General features: G+C 68.9%; 16 protein-coding genes, 2 pseudogenes and 1 riboswitch. Of the genes and pseudogenes, 12 read left to right on the top strand and 6 right to left on the bottom strand.

Going from position 1 to position 17,529, the window contains the following annotated elements; all coding sequences use genetic code 11:
• Positions 1–232: 232 nt before the first annotated feature.
• Positions 233–342, bottom strand: a riboswitch (SAM riboswitch).
• A gap of 341 nt (positions 343–683) precedes the next feature.
• Positions 684–1,550, top strand: a complete 867-nt coding sequence (locus ACFYPC_RS27920) for a YoaK family protein (RefSeq protein WP_388681541.1) — start codon at positions 684–686, stop codon at positions 1,548–1,550.
• A 229-nt stretch (positions 1,551–1,779) separates the two neighbouring features.
• Here the strand turns inward: ACFYPC_RS27920 and ACFYPC_RS27915 are convergent, their stop codons facing one another.
• Positions 1,780–2,853, bottom strand: coding sequence for a lipocalin-like domain-containing protein (locus ACFYPC_RS27915; protein ID WP_388681538.1), 1,074 nt, complete (start codon positions 2,851–2,853; stop codon positions 1,780–1,782).
• Positions 2,854–3,353: 500 nt separating this feature from the next.
• On the opposite strand from ACFYPC_RS27915, the pseudogene ACFYPC_RS27910 reads away from it, so the two are divergent.
• From ACFYPC_RS27910 to ACFYPC_RS27890, 5 genes and pseudogenes are all read left to right on the top strand, one after another.
• Positions 3,354–3,653, top strand: a pseudogene (locus ACFYPC_RS27910) (hypothetical protein); the annotation flags it as partial.
• A gap of 262 nt (positions 3,654–3,915) precedes the next feature.
• Complete coding sequence (locus tag ACFYPC_RS27905) at positions 3,916–4,116, top strand: hypothetical protein (RefSeq protein WP_388681535.1); 201 nt, start codon at positions 3,916–3,918, stop codon at positions 4,114–4,116.
• 26 nt (positions 4,117–4,142) lie between these two features.
• Positions 4,143–4,367, top strand: a pseudogene (locus tag ACFYPC_RS27900) (transcriptional regulator); the annotation flags it as partial.
• Positions 4,368–4,780: 413 nt separating this feature from the next.
• A complete protein-coding gene (locus tag ACFYPC_RS27895; protein ID WP_126388790.1) occupies positions 4,781–4,984 on the top strand; it encodes a cold-shock protein in 204 nt (67 codons plus the stop codon).
• A 290-nt stretch (positions 4,985–5,274) separates the two neighbouring features.
• A complete protein-coding gene (locus tag ACFYPC_RS27890; protein ID WP_388681533.1) occupies positions 5,275–6,828 on the top strand; it encodes a DEAD/DEAH box helicase in 1,554 nt (517 codons plus the stop codon).
• A gap of 63 nt (positions 6,829–6,891) precedes the next feature.
• Here ACFYPC_RS27890 and ACFYPC_RS27885 read toward each other — a convergent pair whose 3' ends face one another.
• Together ACFYPC_RS27885 and ACFYPC_RS27880 are read right to left on the bottom strand one after the other, a co-directional pair.
• Positions 6,892–7,392 (bottom strand): cysteine dioxygenase, encoded by a 501-nt coding sequence (locus tag ACFYPC_RS27885; RefSeq protein WP_388681530.1) that lies wholly within the window; start codon positions 7,390–7,392, stop codon positions 6,892–6,894.
• On the bottom strand, positions 7,389–8,291 hold the full coding sequence (locus ACFYPC_RS27880; protein WP_388681527.1) for an amidohydrolase: 903 nt from the start codon (positions 8,289–8,291) through the stop codon (positions 7,389–7,391). Before ACFYPC_RS27880 ends, ACFYPC_RS27885 begins: the two co-directional genes overlap by 4 nt.
• Positions 8,292–8,434: 143 nt before the next feature.
• Between ACFYPC_RS27880 and ACFYPC_RS27875 the strand changes: the two genes are divergently transcribed.
• Positions 8,435–9,448: a LacI family DNA-binding transcriptional regulator gene (locus ACFYPC_RS27875; protein WP_388681524.1), complete on the top strand. Its 1,014-nt coding sequence runs from the start codon at positions 8,435–8,437 to the stop codon at positions 9,446–9,448.
• Positions 9,449–9,518: 70 nt separating this feature from the next.
• On the opposite strand, the gene ACFYPC_RS27870 is transcribed toward ACFYPC_RS27875, so the two are convergent.
• The 3 genes from ACFYPC_RS27870 to ACFYPC_RS27860 all read right to left on the bottom strand — a co-directional run bounded on the left by ACFYPC_RS27870 (position 9,519) and on the right by ACFYPC_RS27860 (position 12,439).
• Entirely contained in the window at positions 9,519–10,505 is a 987-nt protein-coding gene (locus ACFYPC_RS27870; protein ID WP_388681768.1) for an endonuclease/exonuclease/phosphatase family protein, read from the bottom strand.
• 109 nt (positions 10,506–10,614) lie between these two features.
• Positions 10,615–11,751 (bottom strand): sensor histidine kinase, encoded by a 1,137-nt coding sequence (locus ACFYPC_RS27865; RefSeq protein WP_388681521.1) that lies wholly within the window; start codon positions 11,749–11,751, stop codon positions 10,615–10,617.
• On the bottom strand, positions 11,744–12,439 hold the full coding sequence (locus ACFYPC_RS27860) for a response regulator transcription factor (RefSeq protein WP_388681519.1): 696 nt from the start codon (positions 12,437–12,439) through the stop codon (positions 11,744–11,746). Before ACFYPC_RS27860 ends, ACFYPC_RS27865 begins: the two co-directional genes overlap by 8 nt.
• A 214-nt stretch (positions 12,440–12,653) precedes the next feature.
• Between ACFYPC_RS27860 and ACFYPC_RS27855 the strand changes: the two genes are divergently transcribed.
• The 5 genes from ACFYPC_RS27855 to ACFYPC_RS27835 all read left to right on the top strand — a co-directional run bounded on the left by ACFYPC_RS27855 (position 12,654) and on the right by ACFYPC_RS27835 (position 17,524).
• Positions 12,654–13,589: an ATP-binding cassette domain-containing protein gene (locus ACFYPC_RS27855; protein WP_388681517.1), complete on the top strand. Its 936-nt coding sequence runs from the start codon at positions 12,654–12,656 to the stop codon at positions 13,587–13,589.
• The gene (locus tag ACFYPC_RS27850; RefSeq protein ID WP_388681514.1) at positions 13,586–14,413 is read left to right on the top strand and encodes an ABC transporter permease; all 828 of its coding nucleotides are present in this window, start codon (positions 13,586–13,588) and stop codon (positions 14,411–14,413) included. Before ACFYPC_RS27855 ends, ACFYPC_RS27850 begins: the two co-directional genes overlap by 4 nt.
• Before the next feature lie 103 nt (positions 14,414–14,516).
• Positions 14,517–15,830, top strand: a complete 1,314-nt coding sequence (locus ACFYPC_RS27845; RefSeq protein WP_388681511.1) for a sensor histidine kinase — start codon at positions 14,517–14,519, stop codon at positions 15,828–15,830.
• Entirely contained in the window at positions 15,827–16,504 is a 678-nt protein-coding gene (locus tag ACFYPC_RS27840) for a response regulator (RefSeq protein ID WP_388681509.1), read from the top strand. The genes ACFYPC_RS27845 and ACFYPC_RS27840 overlap by 4 nt, the downstream gene beginning before the upstream one ends.
• A gap of 162 nt (positions 16,505–16,666) precedes the next feature.
• On the top strand, positions 16,667–17,524 hold the full coding sequence (locus ACFYPC_RS27835) for a DMT family transporter (protein WP_388681506.1): 858 nt from the start codon (positions 16,667–16,669) through the stop codon (positions 17,522–17,524).
• Positions 17,525–17,529: the final 5 nt, after the last annotated feature.

Raw genomic sequence — 17,529 nt, 5'->3', positions numbered from 1 at the left:
GCTGTGAGAGCCCGCACGGAGTCGCCCGCGGCGTCAAAGCCGTCGGCGAGCGTCACCCAGAGAGCGGGAGGCAGGGTCGCAATCAGCCGTGACACAGGCAGCTGGTGAAGAGCTGCAGGTCGATGTGGCGTCGGCGGGAGAATCCGGAGAACACCGCAGCGGCCGCGATCGAGGCACTCAGCTCACTGCTGTACCGCACGCTGGTCCTCCCGATCTCAGGCCCGATCCAACGGTCAGGCGCTTGCGCAGTCGGTGACTCTGCCGGGCTTTCACCCGGAGCACCCCACCGCGGTGAGGAGTTGCCGGTCAACGAGCCAGGGCCTGACGCTGACACTCGATACCGCTGGGAACGCTAACGAGCGCCGCCATGATCCGTCAATGGGGACAGGCGAGTTGGGCAACGCAGGGCACGGCGGATCGAACTGCGCGAGGCTCGGCAACGGCCGGCCGAACTGTCCTGACCAGGCGCCGGCCGGGGCCTGCCGTGCCCCGACTCGAGAACTCGCGGCCCTGCCTGTTTTGTCCCCCAGGCGGCCTTCGTAGTTTTTTCCTGAAGCCTGGGTAAGGTTTCGCCCAAATATGTGGCTTTATGCGAGATGTAGGCACATCCTGAACGGAGATAAATGTGTACCTAGCAACTAGTCGGGGCGAGCTCCTGACTCCGGGCGCTTGGAGGAAAAGGCATGCAATGGAGCAGCCTGCAAAAGGCTCACGGCCGGCCGTCTCGACTCGAACGTTCTCAGGGCACTCAACCTGTCGCCCCGACCCTGCCGGTCCAGGGCGGCCGAGGAGCCGAACCTGTGGATGACCGGCGTGTGGACCTGGCCGCCGCGCACGCGACTCCGGAGCTACTGGCGATTCGAGACCGGCTGCTGGTCGCCCTGGCATTCTCGTCAGGCGTTTTCGAAGCGATCTGCTTTCTTTCTTTCGGGAAGGTCTTCACGGCGTTCCAGACCGGAAACCTGGTGTTTCTCGGACTGGGCGTAGCCGGTACCCGGCCGCCCGACGGTCCGGATCCCGTTCGCGTGGTGATTTCCCTTGCCGCGTTCGCCGTGGGGGCCGCGCTGGCAACAAGGATCCTGACCGCGTTCAACGGCGACGAGGAGATGGAGGACTCCGAGATCTTCGAAGCGTGGCCGCGTCGTGTCTCCATCGCGCTCTGCGTCGCGACGGTGGCGCAGGTCGGTTTCCTCGTCGTGTGGATGGCGACGTCCCCGTCCAGCCTTGTGTCCAACATCCTGGTCGCCCTCAACGCCTTCGCCATGGGTCTGCAGATGAACGCCATTCGGTCGCTCCATGTGCCTGGCATTTCCACCACGGCGGCCACGGCCACCTTCATCAGCTGGGTTTCCGGTATCACCACCTGGACTCTCAAGCCCGCCGCGGCACGTCGCCTCACCGGGGTCCTGGTGGGCATGGTGGCCGGCGCCTTCGTCGGAGACTGGATGCTCAGCCACGCGCACACCTACGCACCGGTGGTGCCGGTGGCCGTGATCGCAGTCGTCATCGCGATCGCCTCCGGGATGCTGAAGCAGAAACCTGCGCGATAGAGCGCCGACGAGCGGGATCCTCGCCTCGGTGCCGGTACGGCCGGCGTTACGGTCGTACCGGCTTGGGCTGACCGGCACTGTGGCCGGGATCCGGCCGGCAGAAGATGTTGAGCTCCAGCGCACGAAAAGCCAGTGGGGATGGGTACCGGGGCCCGCGCTACGTACTGACAGCGGGGCGAGTGGTAGGCCGGGAGCGCACGCGGACGCCCGTCGTCGTGCCGGATCCGGGTCAGTGCTTGCCGAAGTACATGAGTTCCCACAGAGCCGGCGCGCTCACACTGTCGACGGCCTCGCCGTGTGCGAGGTGCTCGACGGTCACCTGGCCGGTGAAGCGCAGATAGCCGCCGTTGAATCCGGCGAGTCTGGCCAGGATCCGCTTCGCCCCCTTGAGGGATTCGATCATGCGGCCCTGGACGATGGTGTTCTCGCGGCGGAAGGTGACCCGGAACCCTTCGCCGCCCTCGGAGGTGGCGTCGTAGTCGAACACCAGAGTGTTGGCCACCGGCTTCCCGGTGACCGGGTCGGAGTGTTCGTCCGACTTGGTGAAGCGGACCAGGCTGGCGCGGTCGGCGAGGATCTCGCCGTTCTTGGCGAGCATGAAGAGGGGGACCTCGGCGGAGCCGTACTTCTTCGCGGCGGTGATGTAGGAGGCAATCACGGTGTAGTCGCCTGCTTCGGCGCGAGCCCAGTACCAGTGGTGCATGAGACGCGCCATCTCGGCGTCGCCCCAGTTGTGGTCGTGATATCCGGTGCCCGTCCGGGTCTCGGTCGTGCCGTCGATGGTGAGGGTGGCCTCGACCCGCCCCTGGGGGACGGAGGGCAGCCAGGCGAAGTACTTCGGCTTCTCCTCGCCGAACGTGACGTGGCCGGTCTCCGGCCGCCAGGAGGGGACCTGTCCGGTAAGGATTACGTCCGCGACGACGCCCTCGACGTCCGCGTGGATGCGGTAGGTGTGCAGGTCACCGCTGATGCGGTTGTCGCCGATGCGGACGTCGCACCGGTCGGTGGCGAAGGCGTGGTCGTCCGGATACTCCGGTGAGGTCCGTTCGATGTGCGTGCCGTCCGGCCGGTCCAGTTCGATGGTGACCACCGGCGCGGGCGGCTGGTTGACGCCCTTGCCGACCCGGAAGTCCTTGGCCATGAAGTTGATCACCAGGGTGGATCCGTCGTCGAGGACGCAGTCGAAGTACCACCACTCGAAGGTTCCGGGGCCGCCGGGGCGCGAGCGGAAGCCGTCCTCCCAGGGCGCGATCTCGCCCCTGGTGATCCCCAGACGCTGATAGTCGGCCGGCCGATCCGCCATGCGGCAATCCTGTGTGCGGGACATCGTCGCCTCCCTTTCTCGTGGCAGTCGTGCGGTGGGTTCACCGTTGGTATCGGCTCATCCGATGCCGACGTTGACCCCTTCCCTTCGCACGTCCGCGCCGGGCTCAGCCGAGAGGCGTAGTCCTTGAGGCGTCGGCGAACGGGGAGAGAAGACGTTTCCGGTCGACGAGGGTCTTGGCCTGGTCCTCCTCGGCCTGGAGGGGCCGGCACCATCGGCGCGACGCGGTCGGGCTGGGAGAGGGCCCTCCGTAACTACTGTGTCGCATCGCCCGGGCCGGCGCAGAGCCAGGTCCTGGTCGGTACGCCGTTACCGGCGGCCGGGCCTGTTGGGTGAACCGTCCGCCCCCGCTGTCCACAGGCAGGCCGCGAATGACCGAGCCTCCTGCCGGCCGCACGTCATCGCGCGGGCCAGGGAATCCGACGGTGAGACTAAAACGTCGTGACCATGGCGCTAGGCTGCTGTGCCGTGCAGCAGACGCCGGACGGTGTCCCATCCCGGCCGTCCTGGAAGACCTTCTGCTGGTTGCCGACGACGCCGTCCTGGTGCGGGAGTCGTCGATCATCGCCGGTATGCGAATGCTTTTCGACCACGCCGGCCTGGTCGTCGAACCGTCGGCCGCGCTCGGCATCGCGGCGATCCTCGAAGACCGTCCTGATCAGGCACGACGGCACTCAGCTTCTGAGGTCGAGGGTGGCCAAATACGACGCTCAGGGGCCAGCCGGCACGCTCAGGCACAGGTGACAGTCAGAGCGGTGAGTGCAGTCGGTGCGCGATAAATCGAACACGTGATTGAATTACGGCATGGCCCGCCGAGAGGACTCGGTGCTGCCGCTCATGCCGACTCGGGCAGACGGGAGAGGGTGACGCCTCCGAAGGTCCGGCGCTTCCGAGTCCTGCCCTTCGAGGCCGCAGCGCGCCGCACCGGGGAGTGAGGAGGCCGCGACGAACACCCGGATCAGAGTCCGACGCGGGCATCCGGATCCGTGTCCAAACCGTACGAACGGGGCTGGCTCCATGTCCGCACCATTGCCTGTGACCGTGGCTCCGCCCTTGCCCAAGGGCGGGCGCCGAGTTCGCGTGAACGGCGAGAACCTGGGGGTGGCGTACAACCTTGAAGACCTCTCCGAGTTCCTGCGGCGTGCGGGGCTGGATGTGGATCCGGTGGCCGCCGCGATCTCGCCGTTCATCGACTGGCGCGGCGTCGGGCCGGAGTTCTGGAGTCCCGAGGGCCGGAGTTGACCGATCGCACAGGTTCGGTGAGTGAGGGTGGCATGGGGGCGGCGACCGCCGCGTTGGTCGAGTGGGCGATCCCGGATGCGATGGCGCTGCTGGAGGAAGTCTGCAAGGGGTGGCCGCTACGACATCGTGGCTCACCCCTGGATCCCGGACATCCTGCGCAAGCAGACCGCCCGTGGCGCCGATCAGATCTGGGAAGCACGGCCGAGATGGTTCCGCCCGAACTCCCTGCCGGGCAGCACGAAGTGACCGCGAAGAGGTACGCCCCGTTGACGTCGAGGGCGCGGCGCGCCAACCGCTCGCCTCCGTGCCACGGTGCGGCGGCGTGATCAGCCGAGGCCGATATCCGCACCCGCGGGTTCAGAAATTTGTGGAGTGTGCGGCACGGCGGGCCGGGAGCACGGGAGCGCGGGAGTACGGGAGCGCGGGAGCGCGGGAGCGCGGGAGCGCGGGAGGAGGGCGGCACGCGCCGTGCCCCGATCCGTGCATCGTGCTAGGCTTGATCCAGTTGCAGTTGTGGTTCCCGTTGACTTCAAGTGCCTTAGACGAATCAATTTCGTCGGGCATTTTTGTATTTCCGGTGCTTTTTGCCGGACGGGGTTCATCTCGGCGACGCGGGGGTTCACACAGTGCGAACCCCTGGGCTTGGCCTCGAAGGAGATTTGACATGGCTACCGGTACGGTTAAGTGGTTCAACGCGGAAAAGGGTTTCGGTTTCATTGAGCAGGACGGCGGCGGCCCGGACGTCTTCGCCCACTACTCGAACATCGCCGCCCAGGGCTTCCGCGAGCTCCAGGAAGGCCAGAAGGTGAACTTCGACATCACGCAGGGCCAGAAGGGCCCCCAGGCGGAGAACATCACTCCCGCCTGACGCTGAAGCGTCTGAGGCAGCTGGGACCCCCACCCTCGCGGGTGGGGTCCCAGCTTGTTGCTTTTTGCAGGGTTCTGCCGGACGGGCAGTGATGGCCCGATTCGGACTCCTGCGACCCGGTAGACCGATCCCGGTGGATTCGGAGAAGTCCGATACCGGCGGCTGTTTCTTACCGTGCCGGCCCGACCGGCCTATTTTTTTTGGTCTTACATTCGGCTCGTGCTTGCAATTCATTCGGCTTATGAACGCCGGGAATTCCTCGATGCGTGCCATATCGAGGAAGGTTCTCCATGAACCGCTCAGCTCGCACGAACGACCGCTACTCCAAGACTCGCAAGGACGGCTCCGCCGGTTCCGACCGAGGGGCCCGCTTCCGACCGCAGGCCCAGGATCGCCCCGGCGCCCGCACGGGCGGCAACGGGCGCCGACCGTCCGCGCCGCAGGGAGAGTTCGCGCTGCCGGTCACCATCACCCCGGGACTTCCCGCGGTTGCGGCCTTCAGCGAACTGGACATCCCCGCCGAGTTGTTGAAGGCCCTCGCGGACCTCGGCGTGACCGAACCGTTCCCGATCCAGGCCGCCACCCTGCCCAACTCCCTCGCGGGCCGTGACGTCCTGGGGCGTGGGCGTACCGGATCGGGCAAGACACTCGCCTTCGGCCTGGGACTCCTGGTCCGCACGGCGGGGCAGCGTGCCGAGGCGAAGAAGCCGCTGGCCCTGATCCTGGTCCCCACCCGTGAGCTCGCGCAGCAGGTCACCGATGCGCTCACCCCGTATGCCCGGCTGCTGAAGCTGCGGATGGCCACGGTGGTCGGCGGGATGTCGATCGGCAGGCAGGCCGGCGCACTGCGTACCGGGGCGGAGATCGTTGTCGCGACTCCGGGCCGCCTCATGGATCTCATCGAGCGCAGGGACTGCCGTCTGGACCGGGTGAGCATCACCGTCCTGGACGAGGCCGACCAGATGGCCGACATGGGCTTCATGCCCCAGGTCACGGCACTGCTCGACCAGGTACGTCCCGACGGCCAGCGCATGCTGTTCTCGGCCACGCTGGACCGCAACATCGACCTCCTGGTCCGCAAGTACCTGCATGACCCGGTGGTCCACTCGGTCGACCCGTCGGAGGGCGCGGTCACCACGATGGAACACCATGTGCTGTATGTGCACGGCGCCGACAAGTTCGCCACCGCCACCGAGATCGCCGCCCGCGACGGGCGCGTGCTCATGTTCCTGGACACCAAGCACGCTGTCGACCAGTTCACCAAGCACCTGCTGCACAACGGCGTCAAGGCCTCGGCACTCCACGGCGGCAAGTCGCAGCCCCAACGCACCCGCACGCTGGCACAGTTCAAGACCGGTCACGTCCCGGTCCTGGTGGCCACCAATGTCGCCGCTCGCGGTATCCACGTCGACGACCTCGATCTCGTCGTCAACGTCGACCCGCCCAGCGACCACAAGGACTACCTGCACCGTGGCGGCCGTACGGCGCGCGCCGGTGAGTCCGGCAGCGTTGTCACGCTGGTCACGCCCAACCAGCGCCGTGACATGACGCGTCTGATGTCCGACGCCGGTATCAGGCCGCAGATCACCCAGGTCCGCTCCGGAGAGGCCGAGCTGAGCCGCATCACCGGTGCCCGGACCCCCTCCGGTGTCCCCCTCGGAGGCGGCGGTGGCAGTAGCAGCGGGCTGGTCGCGGAGCGGCCCAAGCGCGGCGGAGGCCCCTTCCGTGGCATGGGCAGCCTCCCGGGCCGGGCGGGCCGCGTCAGTGGTGAGTCCCGCAGGGCCGCCGAAGCCCGTCAGACAGCCGAGGCCCGAAAAGCCGCGCGGGTCCGTCGCGGCGCATAGTCCGAGCGCCTGCCGACCGGGCGTTGCACCTCAAGTTCGTCCACCCGCGGCCTGCCGGGCACGTCAGGCAGCCGGGGTGTCCAGAGGCCGCAGTTCGTCCGCGTACGAGACGGAGAGCCGGCGCATCAGACCGTCGTCGGTGATGTCGTACTGGCCCAGGCGCCACAGCGGTGGCGAGTACGCGTGGACGGAAACCGCGTCGTCGGTGGCGCCGGTGAGACGGTGGATGTGTTCGGGCCCGAAGCAGAAGGAGCTGCCCGTGCCGACGGTGACGGACAGGTGGCTGCCTCCTATGCGGGGGTTGGACTCGTTCAGCGCGCCTTGGACGACGGCGACCGCGCCGGAGGAGATGTCGTGGTCGTGCCAGCCGGTGTCGTTCTGCCTGGTCCAGCACAGCAGCCAGACGTCGACGTACTCGTCGCGGTACAACGAGGCGTAGTGCCGCTCCTCGTCCGAGAAGGCCACCTGTTCGCGCCAGAGGTCGGGACGGCCGGCGAGTTCGTCGACGAGCGCCTGGAGTTCACGCTTGTCGAGGGTGCGGTCCGGAAGGCGCTGATACGTCATGGGGTGGCTCCTTTCAGCAACCGGGCGGGGTTGACGGTGCGTAGCGCGTGGACGGCGGCGTCCGCGCCGAGGTCGGGGACGACGAGGGGTGCGTAGGGGCGGTCGCTGCCGCTGACGATCACGTCGATGCCGGCGGCCCGGACCAGCGCGTCCACGGCGCGTGTTCCGTAGGACGAGGTGTCGTAGAAGGCGTCGAAGTCGATCTCGCCGCGCCCGCCGCCGCGGGCCGCGAGTCGCTCGCCGTGCAGTGGGGCCAAGCCCGCCAGAGCGGCGAAGCAGACACGCAGGCGTGGGTGCCGGGCGCGGCCGAAGGCGCGGAAGGCGAACCAGGACGTGTGCATCTGCTCCACGTAGGGGACCAGGGCCGGCCACCAGGACGGGACGTCGCGGGTGGGCGGAGCCGCGCCCGGGTGGATGAAGAGCGGCTTGTCGTGTTGGGTGAGGACGCCCAGGAGGGGTGCGCACTGGTCCCAGCCGGTCGCGTCCAGCAGTGCGGTGGCGGGGAGTTGGAGGCCTCGGCAGCCACGGCGGAGTTCCCGTTCGACTGCTTCGACCGCCTCGTGGATCGGCGATGACAGACAGGGCGAGGCCCAGACGCCGAAAGGTGCCGGCAGGGCAAGCGCGCCGTCGTGGAAGGCGGCGAGGAGCTGAGTGGACTCCGCGGGCGGCAGGTACTCGATGCCGAGCGGGCTGGACAGCGAGACCAGGGCCAGGTCGAGGCCGTCGGTCCGGGTCAGCGCGGTGCGCGCCGCGATGTCGTGGTCGGCCGGATCGACGTCGTAGGGCGGTTCACCCGCCAGGTGCAGGGTCCAGCCGTCGAGGTGAGGCGGCGCGGTACGGGCGCGCAACACCTCGACGAACTCGGGCGGCCAGATGTGCTGGTGGACGTCGGTGGGCACGCGGCAGTCCTTGGAGAGTGCTCGGGAGATTCGGTTCGAGGGTCAGGTTAACCGCTTCACTTATGCGCTTAACTTAAGCGCTTAACAAGGCGGCGTGTCAAGGGTGGGCCGCAGAGCGGACAGGTCCCGGTAGGCTTCCCGATATGGCCAGGCCCAATAAGCGCACCACCCTCCGGGAGGTGGCCGAGGCCACGGGCCTCTCCACCGCAGCCGTCTCCTATGCCCTGCGTGGCAAGCACGTCTCGAAGGAGACCGAGGAGCGCGTGCGCAAGGCTGCCGCCGAGCTCGGCTACGAGGCCGACCCCATCGCCCGCGCACTGGCCAGCGGCCGCACCAGCATGGTCGGCGTCATCGCGGGCGACCTCCAGGACCTGTGGCAGCAACAGCTGATGGCGGCCATCGGCCGGGAACTGCTCGCCGGCGACCGCTATGCGCTGATCCTGGACGCCGGCGGCGATCCCGACCGCGAGCTGGTGCTCGCCAAGCAGCTGCTCGATCAGCGCGTCGACGCGCTGCTGGTGTCGCCGGTGAACCCCGCGGCCCAGGGATGGGCGGCGATCGCCGAGGCGCTGCCGGTGGTGGCGGTCGGGGACTCGCTCAGCGCGACCCGTACGGCGGGTGAGGTCATCTTCGACAACAGGGCCGGCATCGACGCCGTACTGGAGTATCTGCACGATCTCGGCCACCGGTGGGTGACCGTGCTGACCCCGACCCGGCCGAGTACGCCGGACCGGCCTGCCGACGTGTATGCGCGCGAGGCCGCCGAGCGGCTCGGGCTGCGGGCCGAACTGGTGCCCTGCCCACAGGAGTTGGGCGAGGCTACGGCGGTCGCGCGCCGCGTCCTCGAGGGCTCGAGGCCCGCGACGGCCGTCTTCTGCTTCTCCGACTCCCTGGCGTACGGCGTGTACGCGGCGGCGGCCGAGGCCTCACTCGAGGTAGGTCGGGACGTGTCCGTGGTGGGCTTCGACGATCACCCGGTGTCCCGCGTCCTCACGCCACCGCTGACCACGGTGGACTGGGGACTGGCCGGGATCGCCGACGAGGCGGCCCGGCTGGTCGTCGCGGCGATCGAGGGGAAGCGGGTGCGGAGGAAGCGGATTCTCTGTGCGCCGCGGATGAGCGAGCGCGGCTCGGCGGTCCGGGTGCAGGGGTCCTGAGCCTGCGCCCGCGATATGTTCCGTAATCTCCTGTCCGGCCGGTTCCGACACGTCCGTTACCGGAATACGGTCACCAGCTGACGCGGGCCGCCACCGGCCGGTGGTCGCTCCCGGTGGCCGGCAGCACCCACGAACTCCGCGGCTCCACGCCCCGGGTGAGGATCTGGTCGATCCGTACCATCGGGAACTTCGCCGGCCAGCTGAAGCCGAAGCCGTTCCCGGCCGCGTCCTGGGCCGAGTGCAGCTGCGAGGTGATGCCGTCGAACGCACGGTCGTCCGTGGTGCCGTTCATGTCGCCGAGCAGTACCACCCGCTTGTTCTGCTCGGCGGCGACGGCCTTGGCGAGCGCCTCGGCGTTCCTGTTCCGGCTCGCCGTCCAGAAGCCTTCCCTGGGATTCACGCGAACGGATCCCAGATGGGCCACATACACGGCCAGCGGCCCGTGATCGGTGGCCACCGTGGCACGCAGCGCCCGGTTGTAGGCCAGCTTGACGTCGGCCGGCTTGGCGTCCCCCAGCGGCCCGGCGTCCTGCGCGATGTCGACCGGCCGGATGTCCGACAGCGGCAGCTTGCTCCACAGCCCGACCGTGCCCTGCACCGAGTGGTACTGGTACGCCTTCGCCAGCTCCTTCTCGTACACCGGCTTCGCCTGTGCGGTGATCTCCTCCAGGGCCAGGAGGTCCGCGCCGGAGGAAGCCAGGTCGCGGGCGGTGCCGGCGGGGTCGGGGTTGTCGGCGCCGGCGTTGTGGCTGACCACCGTGAGGTCGCCGCCCGCGTGCGACTTGTCGATGAGCAGCCCGCCGAAGAGGCTGACCCACATCACGACCGGCAGCAGCAGCGCGACCACCGCGGAGGCGGACCGGCGCCACAGCGCCCCGGCGAGGAGCACCGGGATGAACACGCCGAACCACGGCAGGGCGGTCTCCACCAGACTGCCGATGTTCCCGAACCGGTTCGGTATCTGCGCATGCAGCAGCAGGAGCAGGCCGAGCAGCAGCGCCGGCGCCGCGAGCACCCGGCCGCGCTTCCACGGCCCCGGCCGGGACAGGCTGCCGATCGCCCGGTGGATGACCGAACGCTTCAGGGCGGTTTCGGCGTTCTCGCTGGTTGCGGCGCGCCCCTCCGCCTGGCCCTGCTGCTGCACGTCCGCAACGTCTTGTCTTGCTTCACTCACTGATCAAGTTCCTGAACTGGTTGGCTGAATCCGGTGCTGGGGCGGGTAGTTGAACGGCGATGTGCAGGCCGCCGTCGGCGCGCGGGGTGAGGGTGAGGGATCCGTCGTGTACGTGGACGATCCGCTGGACGATGGCGAGGCCGAGGCCGACGCCGGCGTGGTCGTTGTGGATGCGTTCGGTGCCGCGCTGAAACGGTTCGGTCAGGGTCGAGACCAACTCTGGGGAGAGCTTCTCGCCGCTGTTCTCGACAGTGAGGAACGCGCTCCCGGAGCGGACGCCGGTGCGGACCCACACCGAACCGCGTTCGGGCAAGTTGTGCACGATGGCGTTGTGCACGAGGTTCGTCGTCATCTGAAGTAGCAGCGCCGGCGCCCCGGAAGCCGTGGCGATGTCACCGGAGGCGTCGATGGCGACCCCGCGCTTCTCGGCGAGCGGGAGCAGTGTCTCGGCGGCCTCTTCCACGAGCAGGGACAGGTCGACGGGCTCGCGGATGAAGGCCTGCTTGTCGGCGCGGCTGAGCACGAGCAGCGCCTCGGTGAGGTTGATCGCCCGGGCGTTGACGACGCGGAGGCGCTCGACGAGCTCGTCGACGTCGCGGTGCGGATCGTTGCGCGCCACGTCGAGAAGAGCCTTCGTGGTCGCCAGCGGCGTGCGCAGTTCGTGCGAGGCGTTGGCGGCGAACCTCTGCTGCTCGGCGACGTGTGCTTCGAGCCGCTCCAGCATGATGTCGAAGGCATCGGCGAGTTCGCGGAACTCGTCCCCGCGGCCCGGCAGCCGGATGCGGTGGGAGAGCGATCCGTTGGTGGCCATGCGGGTGGCGTCCGTGATGCGGGTCAGCGGAGCGAGCATGCGGCCGGCGAGGATCCACCCACCCACAAGGCCGAACACCAGCAGGAATGCCAGTACTGCGGCTGCCCTCGGAGCGAAGACGCTGAGAAGAGCGGACCGGACGGGGAAAACACCGCCACTGGGCCTGTCATCGGGGTTGTAGAGCATCGCACGGTCGGGGACGTACCTCAGGAGGAACACCCACACCGCCCCCATCAGCAGGGCGCCGGCCAGCATGAGGAATCCGGCGTAGCTGAGGGTGAGTTTGACGCGCACGCTCACACCAGGCTGCCTATCCACGGCTCTGCCCCTTGTGTCCGGTGCCGGTTGCGGTGTCGATGCGGTAGCCGACGCCTGGCACGGTGGCGATGCTCCAGGGTTCGCCGAGCCGTTTGCGCAGGGCTGAGACGGTGATCCGTACGGCGTTGGTGAACGGGTCTGCGTTCTCGTCCCAGGCACGCTCCAGCAGTTCCTCGGCGCTGACGACCCCGCCTTCGGCGGCGACGAGGACTTCGAGTACGGCGAACTGCTTCCTCGTCAGCGGGACATGGCGGCCGTCGCGGTGGACCTCCCGGCGGAACGGGTCAAGCCGCAGACCCGCGATCTCCCGCACGGGCGGCCTGCTGTGCGCGCGCCTGCGGTCCAGTGCCCTGAGCCTGAGGACGAGTTCCTGAAGCTCGAACGGCTTCGTGAGGTAGTCATCGGCGCCGAGCTCGAACCCGGTGGCCTTGTCGTCGAGACGGTCGGCAGCGGTGAGCATCAGGATCGGCATGCCACTGCCGGAGGCGACGATGCTCTTGGCGACCTCGTCACCACTGGGCCCGGGAATGTCCCGGTCGATGACGGCGATGTCGTACGTATTGATGCTCAGCAGCTCCAGCGCGGTGTCGCCGTCACCTGCGATGTCCGCCGCGATGGCTTCCAGGCGCAGGCCGGCGCAGATGGCCTCTGCCATATAGGGCTCGTCCTCGACGATCAACACACGCATACTCCGAGGCTACGAGCCCGGACATATCGTCGTCGTATCGAAAACCGCGAGTCATCCTTGAGGATCACAGGAGCGCGGTACCCCGGTACCGTCCGCGCGCCGGAACCAGCCCGCGGTACCGGGTTTCCAACCTTCCCCGTTCCTATCGTTGAGGCACGGCCCCCGGCGGCACCGCGCCCGGACCGGCCTCGATACGCTCACGCAGGGACGGAACATGATCGAGATACACCGGCTGGTCAAGAGGTACGGCGAGAAGACAGCCGTCGACGGACTCGACTTCACCGTCAAGCCGGGTGTGGTCACGGGCTTCCTCGGCCCCAACGGCGCCGGCAAGTCCACCACTATGCGGATGATCGTCGGGCTGGACGCGCCCACCAGCGGCTCGGTCACGGTCAACGGCCGCCGCTACAAGGAGCATCGAGCCCCGCTGCAGGAGGTGGGGACGCTGCTGGAAGCCAAGTCGATCCACCCCGGCCGCTCCGCCTTCAACCACCTGAACGCGCTCGCGCTCACCCACGGCATCCCACGCCGCCGGGTGCAGGAAGTCATCGAGATGACCGGTCTCACCCAGGTCGCAGGCAAGCGCGCGGGAGCGTTCTCACTGGGCATGGGCCAGCGCCTGGGCATCGCCGCGGCACTGCTCGGTGATCCGCAGACCGTGATGCTGGACGAGCCGGTCAACGGACTCGACCCCGAGGGCGTGTTGTGGATCCGCCGCCTCCTCACGGGCCTCGCCGAGGAAGGACGTACCGTCTTCGTCTCCTCGCACCTGATGAGTGAGATGGCGTTGACGGCCACCAACCTGGTCGTCGTCGGGCGCGGCAGGCTCCTCGCCGACACCACCGTCGAACGGTTCATCCAGGAGGCCGGGGGTCACAGCGTGAAGGTCCTGACGGGGGACCCCGCCCGGCTGCGGGAGCTCTTGCTCGGTCCGGACGTCGAGATCACCGGTGCCACGGGCTCCGAGGAGCTTCACGTCACCGGCCTGGACGCACGTCAGATCGGTGCGACGGCCTTCGAGCACTCCATTCCCCTCTACGAGCTCACCCCGCAGACCGTGTCCCTGGAAGACGCGTTCATGGCCATGACCGGTGACGCCGTCGAATACCACGGGACCACTTCCAGCACCCCCGTCGGGAGCACCGTATGAGCACCCTGACCGCCGAACCCACCGCCGCCCGGACCCGCCCCGAGTACAAGGTCACCGGCGTCCATGTGCTGCGCTCGGAATGGGCCAAGCTCTGGTCGCTGCGCTCCACCTGGATCACGCTAAGCCTGTCTCTGGTGATTCTCATCGGGTTCGGGCTGATCTTCGCCTCCACCTACTCGTCCCGGGGCGGCGACGGCCGGGGGCCGGGGTCGGATGTGCAGGACGGCATCGCCGTCGCTCTCGGTGGGATCAACTTCGCTCAGCTTGCCCTCGGTGTGCTCGGTGTCCTGGTCATGGCCGGGGAGTACTCGACCGGCATGATCCGCTCCACCCTCGCGGCGGTCCCGACCCGCCTGCCCGTGTTGTGGTCCAAGATCGCGGCCTTCGGTGCCGTCGCCTTCCTCGTCAGCACGGTCGCGGTATTCGTGTCGTTCTTCGCGACGCAAGGCGTGCTGAGTGGCACCGACCTCGCGCTCGGCATCTCGGACTCGGGAGTGGTGCGCAGTCTCCTCGGGGCCGGGGCGTACCTTGCGCTGGCAGGTGTCCTGGGTGTGGCGCTGGGTGCGCTGCTCCGCTCGGTCGCCGGTGGCATCGGACTGCTGGTCGTCACCCTCATGCTGCTGCCGGTCTTCACCGGACTGCTGTCGACCGATTTGCAGGACGACATCAGCCCCTACCTGCCCAGCAACGCCGGGGGCTCGATGTTCGCCTTCCACCAGGCGAGCAATACCCTCAGCCCGGGCGCGGGTCTGGCGGTCCTCGTCGGCTGGGTCGCCCTGGCCGTGGCCGGTGCCGCCTGGCGGCTCAGGCGCTCCGACGCGTGACGGGCGCAAAAGGGTAGGCGTCCGTGCCTCCGCGATCGCTCTACAGTGATCGCGGGGGCATGTGACCTGGGCGGAGCGGACCCGAAGGGAAGGTGGAAGCGCCGTGCGATCCGGCAACCTCCCGCGGGGCGAGCTGTTCCCGCCGGAACTGGACGTGCTGTGGAGCAGTCGGCTGGTGCGCCGGGCCGTCGGCCTGGCCAGTGCGGTGCGTCGGCTGGGCCGTGCACACCCGGTGCTGCTGGACTCCCTGCTGGCCCTGCTCGTGCTGGCGAACAGCCTGGTCGACCTGCTCGTGCCCAATGAGAGGCACGGCCTGGACGCCCGTCCTGACATCTCCGTGCTGCTCCTGGTGTCAATCGCCGGGCAAACGCTTCCCCTGATCTGGCGCCGCCGGGTTCCGTCCGCCGTCCTGGCGGCGGTGCTGCTCTGCTGCGTGCTCCAGTGGTCCCAGGGCGGGGAGTTCCGCAGCGGCGTCGGCAGCCTCATGATCGCTCTGTACTCGATGGCCCGCTACGACTGGATCAAGAGACTGCCGTGGGCGGCGCTCGGCACGGTGGTGGCACTCACCGTGGCCGCTTTCTGGTTCCAGCCGTTCGATCAGCAGTCGCTGACCATCCTCTTCTTCCTGTGCTGCTCGGTCACTGCCGCGATCGCAGTCGCCTTGGTCGTCCGGGTGCGCGAGGCCCAGCTCAGCGCGCTGGCCGACCGGGCGGCGCAGCTGGAGGTGGAACGCGCGCAGCGTGAGCAGCTCGCCGTCTTCACCGAGCGCTCCCGGGTCTCCCGGGAGATGCACGACATCGTCGGCCACAACCTGGCCGTCATCATCGGTCTCGCCGACGGCGCCGCCGCCGCGCCGGACGCCGAGCGCGGCGCCCAGATCCTGCGGATCATCGCGGGCACGGGCCGACAGGCGCTGAGCGAACTGCGCCGTACCCTGGGCGCCCTGCGTGAACGCCCGGATGAGCAGGAAGACACCGCCGCCCTGAGTCCACAGCCGGGAACCGCCGACCTCGCCGGCCTGCTGGAGCGTACGCAGTCCGCCGGCCCACGGATCTCCTACCGCACCGCGGGCCGGCACGACGCCATGACCCCGGGCGTGCAACTCGCGGTCTACCGCATCGTCCAGGAAGCGCTGACGAACAGCCTCAAGCACGCAGGTGCGGCGACCTCGGTCCAGGTCGTGCTGCGGGTCACCGAGGAAGCCGTCGACGTGAGCGTCCGTGACAGCGGACCACCCCTGGGCACCCCGAAGCCCGGACCCACAAGTCACCCGGGCCAGGGTCTCGTCGGCATCTCCGAGCGCGCCGCCCTCGCGGGAGGCAGCGCCGAGGCCGGGCCCACGGACAGTGGTGGCTGGCTTGTGCACGCCGTTCTTCCCCTGCTCCCGCCCCCAGCCGTTGGAGAGAACCGGCCATGACCACGGTGCTCATCGTCGACGACCAGCCGCTGCAACGCCTCGGCTTTCGCATGCTGCTCGACGCCCATCCCGACACAAGCGTCGTCGGGGAGGCCGGACACGGTGCCGAGGCCGTCCGGCAGACGGCATCGCTGCGCCCGGACGTCGTCCTCATGGACATCCGGATGCCCGGTGTCGACGGCATCGAGGCCACCCGCCGCATCGTGGCGTCAGGGAGCCGTTCACGGGTGCTCGTACTCACCACATTCGATCTGGACGAGTACGCCTACGGCGCGCTGCGCGCGGGGGCGAGCGGCTTCCTGCTCAAGGACGCGCTGCCGGACGAACTACTGGCCGGGATCCGCGCGGTGGCCGCCGGAGACGCGGTCGCGGCCCCCGCCCTGACCCGGCGACTGCTGGACGCTTTCGTGAAGAAGTCACCGGAACCGGCGGACTCCGGCGGCGCGGAAGCCGATGCCCGTCTGGCCGGTCTAACCGGGCGTGAGCAGGAGGTCCTGCTGGCCATGGCCCGTGGGCTGACCAACACCGAGATCGCGGAGCTGTTGGTGCTCTCGGCCTCCACCATCAAGACCCATGTCAGCAAGGTCCTCGCGAAGATCGGCGCCCGCGACCGTGTCCACGCCGTCATCATCGCGTACGAGACAGGCATCGTGGGGACCGAACGGCCCCGGTGACACGGCTGCCGGAGCCTTGTGGCGCCCCGGGCAGGCGACTTGATCGCCTTCCTCGTGTTGCCCCTGCTCCGGTGAGGCAGCCGAGCGCCGGACTCGGTGCGAGGCGCGCCGGGTGGCGCGTCACGGAAGGCCTGATGTCCCTGCAGCGGGCATGGTGGAAGAGTGATCGTGCTGGCTGTGCTGTTCGCTGTCCTGGGAGCCGCAAGTAACGCGGCCGGTACCGCCTTTCAGCGGAAGGCGGCGTCCACCGTCGCACGCGGCGGGGGACTCCGCTTGATTTTCGAACTGGCTCGGCGTCCGGCGTGGCTGATCGGGATCGCCGGGGTTGTCGCGGCCGCGGTTTTCCAGGCCTTGGCTCTGGTGAACGGGCCGCTGGCACTGGTGCAGCCCTTGTTCATCCTGGAGCTGCCGCTGGCCCTGCTGATCGCCATTCCGCTGCTGCACAGGCGTCTGCCGCGTGCGGGCTGGTGGGCCGTCGCCGGTGTGGTCGCAGGCCTCGCCCTGGTCCTCGGCTCGGCTGCTCCCTCCGGGGCAGGCGACCAGGCCGCCATGGTGAGGTGGATCCCGGTGCTGGTGCTGTGCCTGGGGGCGATGGGCGTACTGGTCGCTGTGGCCCGTCCGGGGCACCCTCCGCTGTTCCGGGCCGCGGTGCTGGGATCGGCGTCCGCCGTCGGCAACGCCCTGACCGCCGCGCTGCTGAAGTCGGCCACGGGCACCCTCGCCGACAACGGTTTCGCCGCCTTCCTCGGCGCCTGGCAGACCTACGGTTTCGCGCTGACCGGAGTCAGCGCGATCCTGCTGCTGGAGAACGCGCTGCAGGCCGGCGCCCTGGCGGCCTCGCAGCCCGCGCTGACCATCGGTGACGCGACGGTCAGTCTGATGCTGGGCGTCACCCTGTTCGGGGAGACGGTCCGTACCGGCTGGTGGCTGATTCCCGAGGCGATCGGGACCGCGGCGGTTCTGTGGGGCGTGCTGCGGCTGACCCGTGTGGTGCCCCACATTCGCCAGGTCACGGGGTAGCCGCT

It is taken from the genome of Streptomyces sp. NPDC005808 (genome assembly GCF_042871385.1).
Lineage (GTDB): Bacteria > Actinomycetota > Actinomycetes > Streptomycetales > Streptomycetaceae > Streptomyces.
This window is presented reverse-complemented; position numbering and strand designations above follow the sequence as displayed.

What these genes read in the sequence shown, in the direction of transcription:
- ACFYPC_RS27920 (WP_388681541.1), top strand. Translation starts at nt 684, where the DNA reads ATGCAATGGAGCAGCCTGCAAAAGGCTCACGGCCGGCCGTCTCGACTC.
- ACFYPC_RS27915 (WP_388681538.1), bottom strand. Translation starts at nt 2,853, where the DNA reads ATGGCGGATCGGCCGGCCGACTATCAGCGTCTGGGGATCACCAGGGGC.
- ACFYPC_RS27895 (WP_126388790.1), top strand. Translation starts at nt 4,781, where the DNA reads ATGGCTACCGGTACGGTTAAGTGGTTCAACGCGGAAAAGGGTTTCGGT.
- ACFYPC_RS27890 (WP_388681533.1), top strand. Translation starts at nt 5,275, where the DNA reads ATGAACCGCTCAGCTCGCACGAACGACCGCTACTCCAAGACTCGCAAG.
- ACFYPC_RS27885 (WP_388681530.1), bottom strand. Translation starts at nt 7,392, where the DNA reads ATGACGTATCAGCGCCTTCCGGACCGCACCCTCGACAAGCGTGAACTC.
- ACFYPC_RS27875 (WP_388681524.1), top strand. Translation starts at nt 8,435, where the DNA reads ATGGCCAGGCCCAATAAGCGCACCACCCTCCGGGAGGTGGCCGAGGCC.
- ACFYPC_RS27860 (WP_388681519.1), bottom strand. Translation starts at nt 12,439, where the DNA reads ATGCGTGTGTTGATCGTCGAGGACGAGCCCTATATGGCAGAGGCCATC.
- ACFYPC_RS27855 (WP_388681517.1), top strand. Translation starts at nt 12,654, where the DNA reads ATGATCGAGATACACCGGCTGGTCAAGAGGTACGGCGAGAAGACAGCC.
- ACFYPC_RS27850 (WP_388681514.1), top strand. Translation starts at nt 13,586, where the DNA reads ATGAGCACCCTGACCGCCGAACCCACCGCCGCCCGGACCCGCCCCGAG.
- ACFYPC_RS27840 (WP_388681509.1), top strand. Translation starts at nt 15,827, where the DNA reads ATGACCACGGTGCTCATCGTCGACGACCAGCCGCTGCAACGCCTCGGC.